Below are 16,648 nucleotides of genomic sequence, written 5' to 3'. Positions count from 1 at the left end.
CGTCGCCGTCCCCGCTATTTTCGGGCGGTAAATCGTGACGTCTGTCGCGCTATTGCGCATGAAGCCACGGTTCTTCCTCCGGAAGCGCACTGCGTCAGCCGCAGCTAGTCGACCTCGAAGTAGTACGGCCCGTCGGTGCCCTCCGCGCCGGAATAACTGAGTGCGATCAGCCCCTCGCCGGGGTCGTCGCTGGGAATCGGAATCACGATATTGCCGACGACGGTCTCATTGAGGTCGACGTCGGTGAAGCCCGAAAAGTCGGGATCGGGTGCGGCGCTGAGTTCATCCGTGGCGCTGTAGACCTCGTTGCCATTGCCTGTAACGTACTCGACGGTGATCTCCGTGCCGGGGTCGGCACCAGCCTGGGCGCGCGGTGCCGCAGCGACGGAAACCATGGCCCAGTTCATGCCCTCTGGCGGTGCCGGGTTACCTTCGACCGCGAGCACGAGATCGGTGGCGTCGAGGTCGTATGCCGTGACGGTCGCCAGATACACGGTCTCGCCGTCGGTGTCCACGAATTCGACGGGGGAGCCGAGGGTGAGCGATTCCAGGGTGGCACGCGGTTCGGGTGTTGCGGTGATCCCGGGGCGGGCGCGCGGGGTTTCGTCGACGGCCTCGCCGATGGCGAAAATGAAGCCGAAGGTGTACGCGACGATCATCACCGCAGCGAGGACCAGCGACACGAAAGAGAGCACCGTTCCCCAGATCGCCTGCCCGCGTGGCCGGTCGGCGAGCACCAGGCCAATGATGCCCAGCACGATCCCGGTCACACCGAGCAGGAACGACAGGAAGTTCGCGAACGGGATGAACGCCACTCCGATCGACACGATGCCGATGATCAGAGACGCGAGCCCCGGGCCGTTTCCCGGTTTCGGTGGACCCTGACCCACCGGGGCATACCCATAGTGGGGCTGCTCCTGCGGGTAGAACTGCGACGCGTTGTACGGCGGTTGCTGCGTGTTTCCTTCGCCCGCGGAACCGTACGGACTCGGCGGTGGATTTGTCATACTGCGAGTGTGACCCTCGCAGCGCGGCGCGGTGAGGGTACTAAGACCTACACCGCTTCGGACGCCGCTCGAGGAGGAGCCCGAGAACTGCCCCGCCCCCAGTTTGCGGAAGCTCTAGCGTGGGAGTCGTAGCCCCTGCATCCCACCGTCCACGGCGAGGGAGACCCCGGTCGTCGAACCTGCGAGAGGGCTCGCAAGGTAAGCGATTGCGGCTGCGATTTCTTCCGGAGCGACGAGGCGACCGTGGGGCTGGCGCGCCTCGAGCGCAGAGCGCGCTGCGTCAGGATCGGCAGCCGATGCGAGGAGCCGTCCGATCCACGGGGTGTCCGCAGTGCCCGGGTTCACGCAGTTGACACGGATGCCCTCGGCCAGGTGGTCCGCAGCCATACTCAGGGTGAGAGAGAGCACAGCGCCCTTGGTTGCACCGTAGAGTGCGCGGGCGGGCAGTCCCGCAGTGGCCGCAATGGAACAGGTGTTCACGATGGCGGCATGGTTGGAGCGCCGCAGGTGTGGCAGTGCGGCGCGGGAAACTCGCACCAACCCAACGACGTTGACATCAAACACTCGGTGCCATTCGTCATCGTCATTCGACTCGATCGTGCCTTGCGCCCCGATGCCGGCGTTGTTGATGACGATATCGATGCCGCCGAGTCGCTCGGCGGCTTCGGCGACGGCCGATCGTACGGACTCGTCATCGGACACGTCGCACCTGAGCGCGACGACGCCGGGGCCCGCCGCCTCGGGCGTCAAATCCAGCACGGCCACTCGTGCGCCACGCTCGACAAGCAATGTCGCAGTGGCGGCGCCGATTCCGGAAGCCCCACCTGTAACGATGGCTGTCAGTCCGTCAAATTCCATGGTTTGTCCTTACTGATGTGCCGGTGTGAACTGCTGGCGTTGGCGGCCGAGGCCGTCGATCTCGATTTCGACGACGTCTCCGGCGGAGAGGTAGGGGAAGCGTCCCGAGAGCGCGACCCCTTCCGGCGTCCCGGTGCAGATGAGGTCACCGGGTTCGAGCACGAGGTACTGGCTGAGGTTAAAGATGATCTCGTTGACGCTGAAGATCAGGTCGGCTGTCGACGAATCCTGCCGTGGCTCGCCGTTCACCCAGCTGCGCAGCCTGGCATCGCTCGGGTCGAACTCGTCGGGCGTGACGACGACGGGTCCGGTCGGGCAGAACCCGGCGCAGCTCTTACCTTTCGACCACTGACCGCCCGATACCTCCAGCTGGAACGACCGTTCCGAGAGGTCGTTGACGGTGACGAAGCCCGCGATCGAGTCACGCGCCTGTTCCGGTGAGTCCAGGTATGAGGTGCGCTTGCCGATAACGACGCCGAGTTCGACCTCCCAGTCCGTCTTGGTCGACCCGCGCGGAATCGCGACCGCGTCGTTCGGGCCGACGACGGTGTTGGGTGCCTTGTGAAAGAGAATCGGAACAGTCGGCGGCTCTGAACCCGACTCTGCCGCGTGCGCGGCGTAGTTCATCCCAATGCAGAACACGGAGGACGGCCGAGCGATGGCTGCGCCAACCCGGATGCCGGACGACGGCAGTTCTGGAAGCGCGGAGGCGGCAAGTGCCTGCGCTGCCTGAGCCGGTCCGTCAGACCTCCAGAAGGCGGCGTCGATGTCGGTCGTGATGGAGGCGAGGGAGTAGTACGTCCCGTCCTCGACGACGCAGGGGACCTCTGCCCCCAAGGGGCCAATTCGCGCGAATTTCATGTCATATCCTTCTCAGAACCGGGGGTGCAATGTCAACAGGCTGTGCCGCTCACCGGCCTGTCGGCGCAGCGACAGGTGTCGTCTCGGCGCTGGCCGTCGCGGCTTCGGCGAGACGGCGCTTCTCTGCGCGGGTGTCTGCCAGATTGAAGAGGGCAGCGAGGATGGCGCCAGCAACGTTGTGCCAGATCGTCGCGACAGCAGCCGGCAGGGCGGCGAGCGGGGAGAAGTTCGCGTTGGCGAGGGCGGCAGCCAGTCCGGCGTTCTGCATTCCGACCTCGATGGCGACGGCGCGACGTTCGCGGGCGCCGAGGCGACCGGCCTTCGCAGCGAGGTAGCCGAGCCCGAAGCCAGCTGCGTTGTGGAGCACGACGGCAAGGATGACGATGAGCGCAGAGCCCATGACAACCTCGGCGCTTCCGGCCATGATGCCCGCGATCACCAGTGAGAGGACCGCCACCGAGATCCACGGAACGGCCGGCGCAATTTGGGCGACCAGCTTCTTGGCCAGGAGCCGCACAATGAGACCAAGCGCAACGGGGATGATGACCATCTGGAGGATCTGCAGCGCCATGGACCAGAAGTCGATGGGCAGGTAGCTGCCGGCCAGCCAGAGCACGAGCAATGGAGTCAGTACCGGCGCCACCAAGGTCGAGATGGTGGTCATCGAGATGGACAACGCGACGTTTCCCTTGGCGAGATAGGCAACGATGTTGGACGATGCTCCACCGGGTGCGGACCCGAGAAGCACCATTCCGACGATGAGCAGCGGGTCAAGCTGAAGCAGCACCGCGATACCGAAGCCGGTGAGCGGCATGATCAGGAATTGGGCGACGCATCCGATCAACACCGCATGGGGCATTTTGGCAACGATCCTGAGGTCGGGAATCGTGAGGGTGAGACCCATGGTGAACATGACGATGCCGAGCAGCGTTGGAACCAGGGGGTTCAAAGGGAGCGCCACATCCGGTGCCAGAGTGCCGAAGATGCCGGCAATGACGATGATTACCGGAAACGCCATGACCGCGATCTTGGCCGATCGACGCTCGCGAGAAGCGAGAAGGTCGGATGTATTGCTCAAAATTTTCCTCCTTGAAAACAATTCGACAGCCAGCTGATCGGCCCGAGAGTACGCTAGCACGCCGCAAGTCCGCCATGCGACGGGATTCATCGCTGCGGTGCCGGCAGCGTAATGATCGGATCAATTTTCCAAAGCCGTCGACATGAAACGCTCCGGCCTTCATGGAGCGTCTAGAGGGCGCCTTTAAGCCAAGCTTCGATCCCGCCGACATGCAGGGTCAGGGCTGCGCGCGCCAGGTCCGGGTCTCGGCTGCGGAGGGCGGCGAGGATGGCGCCATGCTCGGAGAGCGTGCGGGCTGTTGACGCGTCCTCGGTGATGCCTCGCCAGACGCGGGCGCGGATGGTCGAACTCGAGAGGCTTTCGAGCAGGCCCGACAGATAGGCGTTTCCACTGGCAGCAGTGATCTGCCGGTGGAATTCGATGTCGTGGCTGACGAGATCGTCGAGACTCGTCGACTCATCGACGGAGGACAGAAGCTGCGAGAGATCATCGAGCTGCGCGTCACTTATGCGCACCGCGGCCAGGCCGGCGGCGTGAGCCTCGAGGACGCGCCGCACTTCGAATATCTCGATCACCGAGGCATCCTGATGGAGGTCAACGACGAATGCCATCGCCTCGAGCAGGAGGTGCGGCTCGAGGCTGGTGACGTATGTCCCGTCGCCGCGACGCACATCGAGTACCCGAATCACTTCCAGTGACTTCACTGCCTCACGGAGCGAATTCCGAGACAGCCCCAGTCGCTCGCTCAGTTCCTTTTCCGGTGGAAGGCGCTGGCCGGGTTTGAGTTCACCTGACACGATCATTGCTTTGATCGTCGAGATCGCCTCATCCGTGACTGCCATGCGGCCAGCCTAACGGCTTGGTAAATAACCTCACTCGAGGCATCCGTTCGTATCTGAAGGTCACACGGACGGCGCGACTTAGAAGGAGGAGCCGGAGAACGTGAGAACGGAACCGAACGTGTACACGAAGGCCATGATCATGCCGAGGACGATCGACGTGCCCGAGAGCACAAGGCCCCACAGCGCCTGCCGTCGCGGGCGCCCCGGCAACACCAGCCCGATGATTCCGAAGACGACGCCGATGATGCCGGGCAGGGACGCGCCGAAGTTCGACCCGGGCAGGATCGCGATGAGCATCGCGGCGATGCCGATGATGAACGAGGTGAGGCCGGGTCCGTTGCTGTTGAACGGCGCGGGCTGGGCGGGGCCGTACGGATTCGGCTGCTGCTGGGGATAGCTGTAGTGCGCCTGGTTGTACGGCTGCGGCTGGGGGTACTGGTTGAACTGCGGATGCTGTGGCTGGACTGCCTGAGGGTACGGCGGCTGGTGCGGGGACGGGCGATATACGGGTGACGGCGGTGCCTGGGTGTACGGGGGCTGCGGCTGGGAGTACGGGGGCAGCTGTGCGGACTGGCTTGGAGCCGCTGGCGAGTAAGGCTGGTAACCGGCCGGCTCCGCGGGCACGGCCTCGGGCGCGTGCGGCTCGACCGGCGCAGAATCTGCGGCGCGATAGGGGCTGGGCGGACCGGAAGCGGCGGGTCCGTCAGGGCTCGGCGTTGGGTTCGTCATGCGCCGAGTATGCCCTATGTGGCACCGTCGGGGCGAGGAGAAATCTACCCACCCGTGCTGAGCGACACCGCGTTGACGGGGAGAAGTGCGCCCGGTGCCGCGGACGATTCGATCGTGTACGGCGCGCTCCGCGTGGTCTCGTCGATCACGCCGAACATCGCGGCAATGAAGCCGAACGTGTAGAGGAAGAACGTCACAAACGCGATACCCATCGAGACCACGGAGAGCACGGCTCCCCAAATAGCCTGGCCGCGCGGCCGGTCAACGAGCACCAGCCCAACGATGCCGACGACGAGCCCCGCGGGTCCGAGCAGGAAGGAAAAGACGTTGACGAGCGGAATGAACGCCGCGACGACCGAGGCGATGCCGATGATCAGCGCCGCGAGTCCTGGCCCGTTGCCGCTCTTCGGTGCCGCCGGGCCGACCGCGGTGTAACCGTACGGCAACTGCTCGTGCGGGTAGTGCTGCACCGCGTCGTACGGCGGCTGCGGCGCCGGGTACTGCGGTTGCGTGCTGGGCGGACCGGAGTCCGCTGGATCGGAAGAACTCGGCGGGAGGCTCGTCATGCGTCGAGTCTGCCGCATCATCCGGATTCTGTGGAGAAAACGGATGCTGCGGCAGAGCGGCAAGAAAGCTAGCGCTGCATCAGAGCGTCAAGACCAACGGCCATCGCCGCGGCCAGACGGAAGTCGACCCGCTGGTCGGGAACGGTGACCGTGTACTTGTCGCGCATGCTGAACTGGCGCTCACTCGTCATGACCGGTGCGCCGGTGGCGCGGTCGATGAAGTCGAAGTGCAGTGCCAGCGGAAGGTTGATGAACCGGCGGAGGATCGCGAGGGTCTGGTTGCGTTCCTGGCCGTATGCCTCAATGCCCGCTCCGCGCAGGTGGAACGACGTCCGCAAGAGGCTCTGGGCGAAATCCTTCTGGAACGATCCGATGATCGTGCCGTCAGCGGCGGTGACGTCGTACGACGCGGCAACGTCGATCGCCTGGCGTGCCTTGAACCCGAACAGCGGCATCGTCTTCGCCTCATCGGCGTAGAACGTGACCTGCTCCTTCATCGCCATCCGCTTCTGCTGCGCGATCGCGAAGATCCGGCCCTCAGACCCGTCGGGGTTGGCCTCCACGATCTCGTAGCGGTTCACCATCATGGTGAGGCGCTGCTTGACGAAAAAACGGGGCGCGTACTGGAACGTGGAGGTGGTCATCGTTGTCCTTCGGGGCAGTAGGGCAGTGGGCCGCTCGGAGATCGGGTCGCCGAGCAGGTGCAGACGCTGAAGATCCTATCGATGCCCGCCGCTGTGTGACCGCAGCGGCGCGGGGCATCCCGACCGGCGGCCTCAGCGCATCAGTCGTCGGGTGGATACGGAATACTGGGCAGAGCTTTCCACGATCGAAGGAGAACATCTCTATGTCGGACCCCATCTACACCGCCGTCGCTACCTCGACCGGAGACGGCCGCGCCGGAGGGCACACGGTCTCGAGTGACGGGCTCCTCGACGTGACCCTGGCCATCCCGACCGAAATGGGTGGACCCGGCGGGGCAACGAATCCGGAGCAGCTCTTCGCTGCCGGCTGGGCGTCGTGCTTCCACTCCGCGCTGAAGTCCGCGGCCGCGAGCCGGAAGATCACGTTCACCGACTCGGCCGTTATCGCCGAAGTGGGACTACAGCCCATGGACGGCGGCGGATTCAGCCTCTCGGCCGCGCTTCACATCGAGCTCGGCGGTGTCGATCAGGCCACAGCAGACTCCCCCGTCGAAGCAGCGCACTCCATCTGCCCCTACTCCAACGCGACCCGCGGCAACATCCCCGTCACCCTCGACGCCACTGTTGCCTGACCGGGCCTGCCCGGCGCGGCTGCGACCGTGCCGATGACATCCGCGACCTCAGCTCGCCTCGATCCCGGCGTCGCTGCGAGCCGTGCCCGCTGGGCCGTCTCGGCGCTCTTCCTCACCAACGGCGCGCTCTTCGCCAACATCCTGCCGCGGTATCCCGAAATTAAGGCGGCCCTCGGGCTCGACAATGCCGCCTACGGGATCGCCGTCGCGGCGTACCCGGCCGGGGCGATCGCTGCCGGTCTCGCGGCGGGCGTGCTCATCCGCCGGCTCGGCTCCGCCCGGGTCGCCGTGGCGGGCACAGTTCTCACCGGCATCAGCCTGCTTTTTGCCGGGCTGTCGCCGGCTGTCGTTCTGTTTGGCCTGGCGCTGTTCGTCGGTGGGGCATCGGATGCCATCACCGACGTCGCGCAAAACGCTCACGGACTCCGCGTCCAGCGTCGGTACGGCCGCTCGATCATCAATGCGTTCCACGCGATCTGGTCGATTGGTGCGGTGCTCGGTGGGTGCATGGCCGCGGTCGCCATCGCGCTCGACATTCCGGTGGGCATTCACCTCACCGTCTCGACGGCACTCTTCGCGGCCGTCGCACTCACCGCACGCCGATTCTGCCTCCCCGGTCGTGACGACGAACTCGAGGAGCTGGACGAGGCAGGGTCCGCCGACAGGTCGGATGCGCCGGTCGCCGCGCGTCAACGCGTCTCTGGCCGCACCGTTGTCATGCTCGCCATGCTGACCCTGGTCGCGATGGCCGGGGCTGTCGCCGAAGATGCGGGCAACACCTGGGCGACGCTGTACCTCGCCGATTCGCTCGGTGCGGCCGCGGCGGTTGCTCCGCTCGGCTTCATCGCACTCGTCGGTTCGCAGTTCATCGGACGGATCATCGGCGACGGGATGGTGGACAGGTTCGGTCAGCGGGTAGTCGCCCGCGCCGGCGGACTGATCGCCGCGGTCGGCATGGGACTTGCTCTCGCGTTCCCGAGCGTACCCGGCACCATCCTTGGCTTCGCCGCCGCCGGATTCGGCACCGCAACGCTGATCCCGGCCGCGATGCACGCCGCCGACGAGCTCCCCGGCATCCGCGCGGGCATGGCTCTCACGATCGTGTCGTGGCTGCTGCGCGTCGGCTTCCTGCTGTCGCCGCCGTTCGTCGGCTTCATCGCCGAGAACGAGAGTCTTCGGGCCGGGCTGCTCGTTGCACCGGCTGCCGGCATCGTCGCGATTCTGTTCGCCGGTGCGCTGGAGAAGCGCCGCGCGAGGGATCGCTGACGGGGCCGGCGCGGAAGGTCCCAGCGCTGAACTCCGCGGTGTAAGTCAGCCGACGACGCCGAGGGTCTGTGCCCACTCCACGGCGGAGGCGATGAATACGACGAGCGAGCCAACGACGAGGAATGCCCAGCCCAGCGCCTGGCGGTCGAATGACTGCAAGGTCCACTGCTCGGCCGGAGAGAGCGGGTCACCCGATTCGCGGATCAACTGCTTCAGGAGCGTTCGGCGCTTACGGATTCGCCAGCGCGGAACCGCGTAATACGTGCGGCTGCGGCCATCCGGGGCGACCCGGCTGAGGTCCGACTGGGAGTTCTCAAGCGAGCGGATGCCGTTCTGAAGCGCGTTGACCATCTGGATCATCGTGCCGATGAGCAGCAGCACCGACCCGAGTGCCAGGGCGAAGAGAACCATTCTCGGTCACACCCTGAACGAGCACAGGTGGCTGATACCCGTGAAGCCCATGCGTTCGTAGACCGGTTGCCCGAGGGTGCTCGCCTGAAGGGTAGCGACGCGGAGGCCCCGCTCTTGAGCGGATCGCAGTGCCCATCCGGTGAGGGCCGTGGCGATTCCGCGGCCGCGGAAGGCGGCATCCGTTGCCACGAGGTAGATACCGGCGACGCCGTCGCTGACCAGAAGTTCGGCGGTGCCAACGATGCGTCCGTCGATGATGCCGACGAAGCGTTCAAGCGAACCGTCGGACGGTCTCAGCGACTCCGCCCGAATCGCACCCTCGCGAGCTGTGGCGGTGACACCCATCGAGGCGGCGTACCCGTCGACCCACGGGCCCAGGTCGGCGTTCGGGCTGAACGGTTCGATCGTGAGGTCGGCGGGGATGTCGCCGAGGGCGAAGCTGTAGAGAGCCAGGGCCATTACCGGAGTAGTTCCGACCTGTCGGATGCCACGCTCCTGCAGGTGATTCTCGATCGCCGGGTCGGTGTCATCGCCGATCTCCCAGAGCCAGGGCACGCCGGCGAAGTGTTCCGCGGCCGCGGCGAGTGTGGACTCGGGGTCGCTCTCCTGCACCCGAAGCACGGCGTTGAGTCGCGGGTGCGCAATGCCGCTGCGGGTCCAGGTGACGGAGTCGTCGCGCGTGCTTTCGGCACCCCAGCCGAGCCAGTACGAGCGGTAGTTGGCGAGCTGCGGGGCGAGGTTGCCGATGTCCTGTTCGGCCACCGGAGTGGTCGATGGCGCTTGAGGATTATTCATCCGGTTGATCATAGGCAGCGGGTGGCGGCATCCGCCATCGTTTTATTCGGGGGGCTGTAACCGGCGCACCGTGCAGGCGAACGCCCGGGCGGGCTACTCGACCGCGAAGTAGAACGGGTCGGTGACGGCGTCGTCGTAGGTGTACGACAGCGTCCAGTATCCGCCCAGAGAATTGTCGTCCGGGACGGCGATCACGACGTTCCCGGTTCCGCTCTCGCCCTCGGCGAGGTCAGTGAGCAGCTCGATCCTCGGCTCGGGGGCGAGCGCATACAGGTCAAGCGGGCTGAATTCGTAACCGTTCGACGTGACGTACCCGACAGCGATATCCATCGCGGGGGAGACGTGCACGCTCGACAGCGCTGTCACATCGACGGTCACCATCGCCCACTTCATCCCCGCGGGCGGTTCGGTGTTGCTCGCGACAGCGAGCACCTGGTCGTTCGCATCGAGAACGGATGCCGACAGCGTCGCCTCGTAGGCCGGCTGACCCGCGAGGTCGATGAGTGTGATCGGGGTGCCGAGCGCGAGTGACTCGGCCGGCGGCGGTGTTGCCACCTCGCTCGAGCTCGAATCGTTGTTGTACGACTTGTCCAGTTCGCTGCCGACATACGAGATGAACCCGAACGTGTACACAACGATCATGAGAACCGCGAGGGCGATCGACACCGCCGAGAGCGCCGTCCCCCACACGGCCTGGCGCCGTTCGGGTTGGGCGCGCCGGAGTCCGACGATTCCGCAGATGATGCCGGTGATGCCGAGCAGGAAGGACAGGAAGTTGACGATCGGGATGAACGCGGTCACCACTGACGCGATTCCGATCACCAGGGCGGCGAGTCCTGGTTTGCCCCGATTCGGTGCTGGCGTTCCGGGTGCTGTGAAGGCGGCGGGGTACCCGTACGGGCTTTGCTGCTGCCCGGCATCCGGTGCGGGGGCGTAGATCGGTGGGTTCTGCGGCGCGGAATCCGCGGGACGATAGGGACTCGGCGGGAGGTTCGTCATACCGAGAGTCTGCCCCACCGCGGTTGTGATCGGCGAGGGGAGAGGTGCCCAGTGCCGTACCTGGGTCGTTGAGGCGAGCGTTGCTCCCCTAGGATTTCTGACGAAAGCGACCGACCAAGGGTGGAGCGAATGGCTGAACAAACTGGCGCTCTGCTGGGGGCGCTCGCGGAGGAGCTCACCCTCCCGTCGCCACAGCGCGATACCGGTGCGGCCGATGGGTCGCTTCGATCCGTGATCCGTCTGCTGCAGGAGGCCGAGAGACTTCAGGCGGATGGGCACGCCGATGCCGCGCTGCGTGCGCTCGATGGTGCTGCGCGTCACGTGTCCGACTCGTGGTCGTTCCGGTCGGTCCTGGGGATCGAAGTGCTTCGGGTGGCGCAAGGCAGGCGTGCGGCGAGCTCCCGCTGAGCGTCACCTTCTGACGAACGAACTTCAGCGCTGCAGCGCCTCGATCGCAATGACCGTCGCCTCGGCGATCAGCGCGTCGTCGTAGTCGGCGTCGGCTTCTGAGCGGCTCGACAGAACGGTGAGCACGATCGGATCGCCCTCCGTGGGCCAGATCACCGCGACGTCGTTTCGGGTTCCGTAGCCCGCCGAGCCGGTCTTGTCGCCGACCGTCCATTCCGTCGGCACGCCCGCCCGGATCAGCTTCTCTCCGGTGGTGTTGCCCACGAGCCATTCGGTCAGGATCTCTCGATCGGATGCTTCGAGGGCGTCGCCGAGGACGAGCGCCTCGAGCGTCGTCGCAAATGCTTCAGGGGTGGTCGTATCGCGCGGGTCACCGGGGATCGCTTCGTTGAGCTCCGGCTCGGTGCGGTCCACCTGGGTGACGTCGTGGCCCATCGCTGCGAGTGCGGTCGCGAGCCCGGCCGGACCGCCGATCTGCTCGAAGATGAGGTTCGCTGCCGTGTTGTCGCTGTATCGAACGGCGGCGTCGCCCAGTTCGCGGAGCGTCATCCCGGTGTCGACGTGCTGCTCGGTGATCGGCGCGTAGTCGAGCAGGTCGGACTCGTCGTAGGTCACGAGGGTGTCGAGCTCGTCATCGCTGGTCTGGTCGAGCAGTACAGCCGACGCGAACACCTTGATGGTGGAGGCGTAGGCGAACCGCTCGTCGCTTCGGTACTCCAGCGCCAGGCCGGTTCCGGTGTCGAGCGCGTAGACGCCGAGGCGGGCGTCGAATTTCTGCTCGAGTTCGACGAACTCTGTGTCCGCCGACGGTGCGGTTGGGGCCGGGGTTGCCGTGGCCGATGGTGTTTCTGCGGGGGCAGGTTCGGCCGCACATCCAACGAGGGCACCTATGGCGAGGGCGGTAAGCGCAGCGGTGACGAGGCGGATCGTGTGGGGCATCAAGATTCTCTCGGGGTGGATCATCGAACGTGGTTGCCCAAGTCATCGTAGTGGGGCTGCGACGGGGTCCATCGATGCGCTGACCGCACGCGCTTATGGCGCGCTGGGCGCGAGTTCTCTCAGACGCGACGGCAAGATTCGAACTTGCGAATTGACGGGCTATGAGACCGTTCCCTTTGACCACTTGGGTACGCCGCGGTAGACAGCCACGGTACGGAGATGATCGGCAGCCCGCAATCGATGTGTCGCCGTCTTACGCCGGATGTCGTCCCTCAGCAGTTGCGGGCGCGGTATTCACCCGGCGAAACCTCGCACAATTTCACGAAGTGAGCGTAGAAGCTGCTCTGCGATCCGAAGCCCGCCGCGTGCGCGATCTCGCTCGCGCTCAGCGTTGTGGTGACCAGCAGGCGTTGCGCCTCCGAGACCCGGCAGCGGGTCAGATATTCGCCGAGCGTTGTTCCGACCGATCGCCGAAACAACGACATCGCGTAATGGGTGTTGAGATGCGCGGCTTCTGCCACGTCAGCTGTGCTGATCGGCTCTCGAAAGTGCGCCATGATGAACTGCGTCATCGCGATCACCCGCTGCATCGATTCTGAGGCACCCGGTCTCGCGAGGGCCATCGTCGCATCCTGTTCAGTGGATCGCCGGTGATAGCCGAGCAGGCGTCGCACCAGTGCGTGTGCCTCGATGAGCGCGGTTGCCGCGCCCTCCTCCTCGTCCAGCTCCCGCAGCCAGCACATGAACATCGACTCGACGTCGTGACCGGCTGCCGCAATGGGGACGATCACCGGCCTGCCCTGGAGCACATTATGGAGATCGCGGGCCGCGAGCCCCCAGTGGAGCACGGTGCTCAACGGAATGTGCAGCCAGCAGCTGTCGACCGGATCGTCCTCGGGAGTCTGGATTGTTTGGTGCGGAACGGCACCCCAGAACAGCGCCACATGCCCGGCTGGAATGCTGATGCGCTCACCTCCGAAGAGGTAGTCGAGCTGCCCGCTGAGTACGAAGTTGAGTTCCAGATCGTCGTGCTGATGGGACCGGTTCATCGGCAGCACTTCGCCGCGGCGACTCCAGATCGCTGGGTTGACGACATCGACGGCGGAGGAACGAACGGACGGGGCATGCACAACAATGGACATGCCTACAGGCTAGGACACGACCTGAGGATTCTGGACAAAGTCGACCCCACGGCGGAGGCGCCGGACCACTCGGACCTCCTAGCGTTGGGGCATGCACTCGCCAACGCGACCTCCCAAGATCGCCATCATCGGCGCGGGAGGCTTTGTCTTCCCGTTTCGCCTCATTGGCGACCTCATCAGCTTCCCCGCGCTGCAGTCGAGCACGCTTTGCCTGATGGATCTCGATGCCGAGCGGGTCGCCCGTACGGCAACGGCGGCGCGCGAGTTGGTCGCCCACCACGGCCTCGGCACCATGATCATCGAGACGACCGATCGTCGCGAGGCGCTCCGCGACGCCGACTTCGTCATCATCACCTTCCAGGTCGGCGGAATCGACTCCTACCGCCACGACGTTGAAATTCCGCGCAAGTACGGTGTCGACCAGACGGTCGGCGACACGATCGGGCCCGGCGGGGTGTTTCGGTTCCTCCGCTCGGTTCCGGCATACGAGGTCATCGCTGCCGACGCGCTCGAACTCTGTCCAGACGCGCAGTTCATCAACTACGCGAACCCGATGGCCATGGCCACCGCGTTCCTCAACGCCAAGGGGCTCCGGACGGTCGGCCTCTGCCACAGTGTGCAGGGCACAACACGGATGCTGGCGCGAACGCTCGGTGTTCCGTACGACGAGGTCAATTACGTGTGCGCCGGCATCAACCACCAGGCGTGGATCCTCCGATTCGAGCACGGCTGCGATGACCTCTACCCGCGATTGCGCGAGACGATGACCGCACTCCACCAGCGCGGGCGCGGTGCGGCGGATCTCACCGACGACGACGGTGACCACAGCGAAGCGGCCGTGGCCGCGAGTAACTACGAGGGCGGAAACGAGCAGGTCCGCACAGCCATCATGAACACGTTCGGTTACTTCCAGACCGAATCGAGCCACCACGCATCCGAGTACCTGCCGTACTTCCGGAAGGATCCTGCGACGGTGCTCGAGTACATTCCTGAGCGGTGGGATTACTACGAGATCTGTGTCGCCCACGATCTGTCCGGTGATATCGAGCAGCAGCTCGAGAAGCTCAAGAGCAACCTCGAACCGTCGGTCGAATACGGCGCGAGCATCATCAACTCGATCGTCACCGGCGTGCCGAGCGTGATCTACGGCAACGTTCCCAACGACGGCCTCATCTCCAATCTCCCGGCTGATGCCTGCGTCGAGGTGCCCTGCCTCGTCGACAAAAACGGCGTGCAACCGGTCACGATCGGCGCGCTCCCGCCCCAGCTGGCGGCGCTCAACCGCACCAACATCAACGTGCAGACGCTCGCGGTTCTGGCCGCGCTCACCGGCAACAGGGAATACGTCTTTCACGCGGTCGCTGTCGACCCGCTCACCAGTGCAATCCTCACGCTTGACGACATCCGTTCAATGACCGAAGAGCTCTTCGACGCCCACGACGCCTTGCTGCCCCCGGCACTCACGGCCCGTTAAGGGGGTGGGGCGCGTCGCAGCGCCTCACGTTCTGACCGCACTGCGCACCATCGAATAACAACTGACAAGGGAGTCACGGTGACAACAGCTGCAACCAGTACGAGAAACACACCGGTGGGGGTACCACCGGGCGCGGTCCCGGGGAGACGGACAAAACGGCGGAAGGATGACACGCGGCTAGCGCTCCTGTTTATCCTGCCCGCGGTGATCGGTCTGGTCGCCTTCTACTTCTGGCCGTTGGTGCGCGGAATTTGGCTGAGCTTCACCTCCTGGGACCTGTTGTCGGCGGCGGAGTTCATCGGCGTCGCCAACTACGTGCGGATGTTTGCCGATCCGGTTTTCTGGAATGCGATTCAGGTGACGCTCGCCTACGTGGTTCTCAATATCGGTATCCAGACGATCGTCGCGCTCGTCCTCGCCTTGCTGATGCAGCGGCTGACGCAGTCGATCGTGCTCCGATCGTTGATCCTCACCCCTTTCCTCGTGTCGAACGTCGTTGCGGCACTGGTGTTCTTCTGGATCCTCGACTTCCAGCTCGGCATCGGCAACCAGATCCTCGAGTGGATCGGGCTCGACCGCATCGGCTTCTTCACCTCAGAATCCTGGGCCATCTTCACGGTTGCACTCGTGAATGTCTGGCGCCACATGGGCTACACCGCGCTGCTGATCTTCGCGGGACTCCAGGCGATCCCCAACAACTTCTATGAGGCGGCCCGCGTCGATGGGGCGTCAGAAGTACGGATGTTCCGCTCGATCACGATGCCGTTGCTGCGGCCGATCCTCGGGCTGGTGCTCATCATCTCGGTAATCGGATCATTCCAGGTGTTCGACACCATCTCGGTGACCACCGGTGGAGGCCCGGTCAACGCCACCCGGGTGCTTCAGGTCTATATCTACGAGAACGCGTTCGCGCAGTTCGACTTTGGATACGCATCCGCTCTCAGTGTCGCGATGCTCGCGATCCTGATGATCGTCACCTTCGTCCAGTACCGCGTCACGCGGGCCGGCCAGACCGACCTCAACTAGGGAGAAAGACAATGACGCAACTCCCCTCAGCCCTGGCGGTGGCCGCCGTGCCGGAATCCGCAGAGCCCACACCGCCGCAGGCACGCAAGCGACGCCGCATGAGCATCGGACGGGTCTTCGCCTGGGTCGTGATGGTGATCCTCCTGCTCATCACGATCTTCCCGTTCTACTGGATGCTCCGAACCGCGCTCTCGACGAACGGCGCGCTCGCGGCAAACGCATCATCGCTGTTGCCCGCCGAGTTCAGCTGGAACGGGTTCCGGCGCGTGTTCGGTCTGCAACCCATCGACGAAGCGATCGCCGACGGCGGTTCTGGCGCGCAGATGGACTTCTGGCGCTACCTCCTCAACTCGGTCATTGTCGCGACGGTGGTCACTGTCTGCCAGGTGTTCTTCTCGGCCATGGCCGCTTACGCCTTCTCCCGGCTCAAGTGGAGGGGCCGCAACCTCGTCTTCAGCGTCTTTCTGCTGTCACTGATGGTTCCGGTGATCTTCACGCTGCTGCCCAACTTCCTTCTCATCAAGCAGCTCGGGCTCATCGATACGCTCTTCGGCATCATGCTGCCATCGCTGTTGCTCGCACCGTTCGCGATCTTCTTCCTGAGGCAGTTCTTCCTCAACGTGCCCCTCGAGGTGGAAGAAGCGGCACTGGTCGACGGTGCAAGCAAAATCCGGGTGTTCTTCGGTGTTGTCTTGCCAATGTCGGTTGCCCCGATCGCAACGATTTCGATCCTCACCTACATCAACGCGTGGAACGACTATTTCTGGCCGCTGATGGTTTCGTACAGTGACGAATCGAGGGTGCTGACCGTCGCGCTTGGAGCCTTTAGGGCGCAGAGCCCGTCGGGCGGACCCGACTGGGCAGGACTGATGGCGGCGACGCTCGTCGCGGCTCTCCCGATGATCATCCTCTTCGCGTGCTTCGCCAAGAAGATCGTCAACTCCATCGGCTTCAGCGGAATTAAGTGAGGG

Annotated in this window: 19 protein-coding genes and 1 tRNA gene; 6 read left to right on the top strand and 14 right to left on the bottom strand. The window is 64.9% G+C overall.

The genetic code is table 11. The features are described 5' to 3' along the window. Window positions 1-104: 104 nt before the first annotated feature. The 8 genes from AC1X6S_RS14030 to AC1X6S_RS13995 form a co-directional block, all read right to left on the bottom strand. Window positions 105-1,007, bottom strand: coding sequence for a DUF4190 domain-containing protein (locus tag AC1X6S_RS14030; RefSeq protein ID WP_483406369.1), 903 nt, complete (start codon window positions 1,005-1,007; stop codon window positions 105-107). A 114-nt stretch (window positions 1,008-1,121) separates the two neighbouring features. Continuing rightward, window positions 1,122-1,865: an SDR family NAD(P)-dependent oxidoreductase gene (locus AC1X6S_RS14025; protein WP_483406368.1), complete on the bottom strand. Its 744-nt coding sequence runs from the start codon at window positions 1,863-1,865 to the stop codon at window positions 1,122-1,124. A gap of 9 nt (window positions 1,866-1,874) precedes the next feature. Then, complete coding sequence (locus AC1X6S_RS14020; RefSeq protein ID WP_483406367.1) at window positions 1,875-2,726, bottom strand: fumarylacetoacetate hydrolase family protein; 852 nt, start codon at window positions 2,724-2,726, stop codon at window positions 1,875-1,877. A 49-nt stretch (window positions 2,727-2,775) separates the two neighbouring features. Next, window positions 2,776-3,804 (bottom strand): bile acid:sodium symporter family protein, encoded by a 1,029-nt coding sequence (locus AC1X6S_RS14015; RefSeq protein ID WP_483406366.1) that lies wholly within the window; start codon window positions 3,802-3,804, stop codon window positions 2,776-2,778. 170 nt (window positions 3,805-3,974) lie between these two features. Next, window positions 3,975-4,646: a FadR/GntR family transcriptional regulator gene (locus AC1X6S_RS14010; protein WP_483406365.1), complete on the bottom strand. Its 672-nt coding sequence runs from the start codon at window positions 4,644-4,646 to the stop codon at window positions 3,975-3,977. A 78-nt stretch (window positions 4,647-4,724) separates the two neighbouring features. Continuing rightward, window positions 4,725-5,375 (bottom strand): DUF4190 domain-containing protein, encoded by a 651-nt coding sequence (locus tag AC1X6S_RS14005; RefSeq protein WP_483406364.1) that lies wholly within the window; start codon window positions 5,373-5,375, stop codon window positions 4,725-4,727. 44 nt (window positions 5,376-5,419) lie between these two features. Continuing rightward, the gene (locus AC1X6S_RS14000) at window positions 5,420-5,941 is read right to left on the bottom strand and encodes a hypothetical protein (RefSeq protein WP_483406363.1); all 522 of its coding nucleotides are present in this window, start codon (window positions 5,939-5,941) and stop codon (window positions 5,420-5,422) included. A gap of 68 nt (window positions 5,942-6,009) precedes the next feature. Continuing rightward, window positions 6,010-6,585 (bottom strand): LURP-one-related family protein, encoded by a 576-nt coding sequence (locus AC1X6S_RS13995; protein ID WP_108392588.1) that lies wholly within the window; start codon window positions 6,583-6,585, stop codon window positions 6,010-6,012. A 203-nt stretch (window positions 6,586-6,788) separates the two neighbouring features. Here AC1X6S_RS13995 and AC1X6S_RS13990 point away from each other — a divergent pair, with 203 nt between their 5' ends. Further along, the gene (locus tag AC1X6S_RS13990) at window positions 6,789-7,217 is read left to right on the top strand and encodes an organic hydroperoxide resistance protein (RefSeq protein ID WP_483406362.1); all 429 of its coding nucleotides are present in this window, start codon (window positions 6,789-6,791) and stop codon (window positions 7,215-7,217) included. 33 nt (window positions 7,218-7,250) lie between these two features. Continuing rightward, window positions 7,251-8,483 carry an MFS transporter gene (locus AC1X6S_RS13985; protein WP_483406361.1) on the top strand — a complete coding sequence of 411 codons (1,233 nt, stop codon included), beginning with the start codon at window positions 7,251-7,253 and terminating at the stop codon, window positions 8,481-8,483. A 45-nt stretch (window positions 8,484-8,528) separates the two neighbouring features. Here AC1X6S_RS13985 and AC1X6S_RS13980 read toward each other — a convergent pair whose 3' ends face one another. The 3 genes from AC1X6S_RS13980 to AC1X6S_RS13970 form a co-directional block, all read right to left on the bottom strand. Continuing rightward, window positions 8,529-8,894, bottom strand: coding sequence for a hypothetical protein (locus tag AC1X6S_RS13980; protein ID WP_483406360.1), 366 nt, complete (start codon window positions 8,892-8,894; stop codon window positions 8,529-8,531). A gap of 6 nt (window positions 8,895-8,900) precedes the next feature. Next, window positions 8,901-9,689, bottom strand: coding sequence for a GNAT family N-acetyltransferase (locus AC1X6S_RS13975; protein WP_483406359.1), 789 nt, complete (start codon window positions 9,687-9,689; stop codon window positions 8,901-8,903). Window positions 9,690-9,782: 93 nt separating this feature from the next. Next, window positions 9,783-10,688, bottom strand: a complete 906-nt coding sequence (locus AC1X6S_RS13970; RefSeq protein ID WP_483406358.1) for a DUF4190 domain-containing protein — start codon at window positions 10,686-10,688, stop codon at window positions 9,783-9,785. A gap of 129 nt (window positions 10,689-10,817) precedes the next feature. On the opposite strand from AC1X6S_RS13970, the gene AC1X6S_RS13965 reads away from it, so the two are divergent. Continuing rightward, complete coding sequence (locus tag AC1X6S_RS13965) at window positions 10,818-11,096, top strand: hypothetical protein (protein ID WP_483406357.1); 279 nt, start codon at window positions 10,818-10,820, stop codon at window positions 11,094-11,096. A 24-nt stretch (window positions 11,097-11,120) separates the two neighbouring features. Here the strand turns inward: AC1X6S_RS13965 and bla are convergent, their stop codons facing one another. The 3 genes from bla to AC1X6S_RS13950 form a co-directional block, all read right to left on the bottom strand. Further along, window positions 11,121-12,035, bottom strand: a complete 915-nt coding sequence (gene bla / locus AC1X6S_RS13960) for a class A beta-lactamase (protein WP_483406356.1) — start codon at window positions 12,033-12,035, stop codon at window positions 11,121-11,123. Between the two features lie 123 nt (window positions 12,036-12,158). Beyond that, window positions 12,159-12,233 (bottom strand) — tRNA-Met (locus AC1X6S_RS13955). Window positions 12,234-12,307: 74 nt separating this feature from the next. Next, window positions 12,308-13,177: a helix-turn-helix domain-containing protein gene (locus AC1X6S_RS13950; RefSeq protein WP_483406355.1), complete on the bottom strand. Its 870-nt coding sequence runs from the start codon at window positions 13,175-13,177 to the stop codon at window positions 12,308-12,310. Window positions 13,178-13,268: 91 nt separating this feature from the next. On the opposite strand from AC1X6S_RS13950, the gene melA reads away from it, so the two are divergent. The 3 genes from melA (at window position 13,269) to AC1X6S_RS13935 (ending at window position 16,645) form a co-directional block, all read left to right on the top strand. Further along, window positions 13,269-14,651 carry an alpha-galactosidase gene (gene melA / locus AC1X6S_RS13945; protein ID WP_483406354.1) on the top strand — a complete coding sequence of 461 codons (1,383 nt, stop codon included), beginning with the start codon at window positions 13,269-13,271 and terminating at the stop codon, window positions 14,649-14,651. Window positions 14,652-14,729: 78 nt separating this feature from the next. Next, entirely contained in the window at window positions 14,730-15,677 is a 948-nt protein-coding gene (locus AC1X6S_RS13940; RefSeq protein ID WP_483406353.1) for a carbohydrate ABC transporter permease, read from the top strand. An 11-nt stretch (window positions 15,678-15,688) separates the two neighbouring features. Beyond that, window positions 15,689-16,645 carry a carbohydrate ABC transporter permease gene (locus tag AC1X6S_RS13935; protein WP_483406352.1) on the top strand — a complete coding sequence of 319 codons (957 nt, stop codon included), beginning with the start codon at window positions 15,689-15,691 and terminating at the stop codon, window positions 16,643-16,645. Window positions 16,646-16,648: the final 3 nt, after the last annotated feature.

The sequence above is a fragment of the Mycetocola sp. Y442 genome, from assembly GCF_056898615.1.
Note: the sequence above shows the minus strand (reverse complement) of the source record. Positions and strands in the feature narration are given on the sequence as shown.

Excerpts from the sequence above, each read along its gene's own strand:
- AC1X6S_RS13935 (WP_483406352.1), top strand. The coding sequence starts at position 15,689 with ATGACGCAACTCCCCTCAGCCCTGGCGGTGGCCGCCGTGCCGGAATCC.
- AC1X6S_RS14005 (WP_483406364.1), bottom strand. The coding sequence starts at position 5,375 with ATGACGAACCCAACGCCGAGCCCTGACGGACCCGCCGCTTCCGGTCCG.
- AC1X6S_RS13950 (WP_483406355.1), bottom strand. The coding sequence starts at position 13,177 with ATGTCCATTGTTGTGCATGCCCCGTCCGTTCGTTCCTCCGCCGTCGAT.
- AC1X6S_RS14020 (WP_483406367.1), bottom strand. The coding sequence starts at position 2,726 with ATGAAATTCGCGCGAATTGGCCCCTTGGGGGCAGAGGTCCCCTGCGTC.
- AC1X6S_RS13980 (WP_483406360.1), bottom strand. The coding sequence starts at position 8,894 with ATGGTTCTCTTCGCCCTGGCACTCGGGTCGGTGCTGCTGCTCATCGGC.
- AC1X6S_RS14025 (WP_483406368.1), bottom strand. The coding sequence starts at position 1,865 with ATGGAATTTGACGGACTGACAGCCATCGTTACAGGTGGGGCTTCCGGA.
- AC1X6S_RS14010 (WP_483406365.1), bottom strand. The coding sequence starts at position 4,646 with ATGGCAGTCACGGATGAGGCGATCTCGACGATCAAAGCAATGATCGTG.
- melA (WP_483406354.1), top strand. The coding sequence starts at position 13,269 with ATGCACTCGCCAACGCGACCTCCCAAGATCGCCATCATCGGCGCGGGA.
- AC1X6S_RS13990 (WP_483406362.1), top strand. The coding sequence starts at position 6,789 with ATGTCGGACCCCATCTACACCGCCGTCGCTACCTCGACCGGAGACGGC.
- AC1X6S_RS13985 (WP_483406361.1), top strand. The coding sequence starts at position 7,251 with ATGACATCCGCGACCTCAGCTCGCCTCGATCCCGGCGTCGCTGCGAGC.
- AC1X6S_RS13995 (WP_108392588.1), bottom strand. The coding sequence starts at position 6,585 with ATGACCACCTCCACGTTCCAGTACGCGCCCCGTTTTTTCGTCAAGCAG.
- AC1X6S_RS13975 (WP_483406359.1), bottom strand. The coding sequence starts at position 9,689 with ATGAATAATCCTCAAGCGCCATCGACCACTCCGGTGGCCGAACAGGAC.
- AC1X6S_RS13965 (WP_483406357.1), top strand. The coding sequence starts at position 10,818 with ATGGCTGAACAAACTGGCGCTCTGCTGGGGGCGCTCGCGGAGGAGCTC.
- bla (WP_483406356.1), bottom strand. The coding sequence starts at position 12,035 with ATGCCCCACACGATCCGCCTCGTCACCGCTGCGCTTACCGCCCTCGCC.
- AC1X6S_RS14030 (WP_483406369.1), bottom strand. The coding sequence starts at position 1,007 with ATGACAAATCCACCGCCGAGTCCGTACGGTTCCGCGGGCGAAGGAAAC.
- AC1X6S_RS13970 (WP_483406358.1), bottom strand. The coding sequence starts at position 10,688 with ATGACGAACCTCCCGCCGAGTCCCTATCGTCCCGCGGATTCCGCGCCG.
- AC1X6S_RS14000 (WP_483406363.1), bottom strand. The coding sequence starts at position 5,941 with ATGACGAGCCTCCCGCCGAGTTCTTCCGATCCAGCGGACTCCGGTCCG.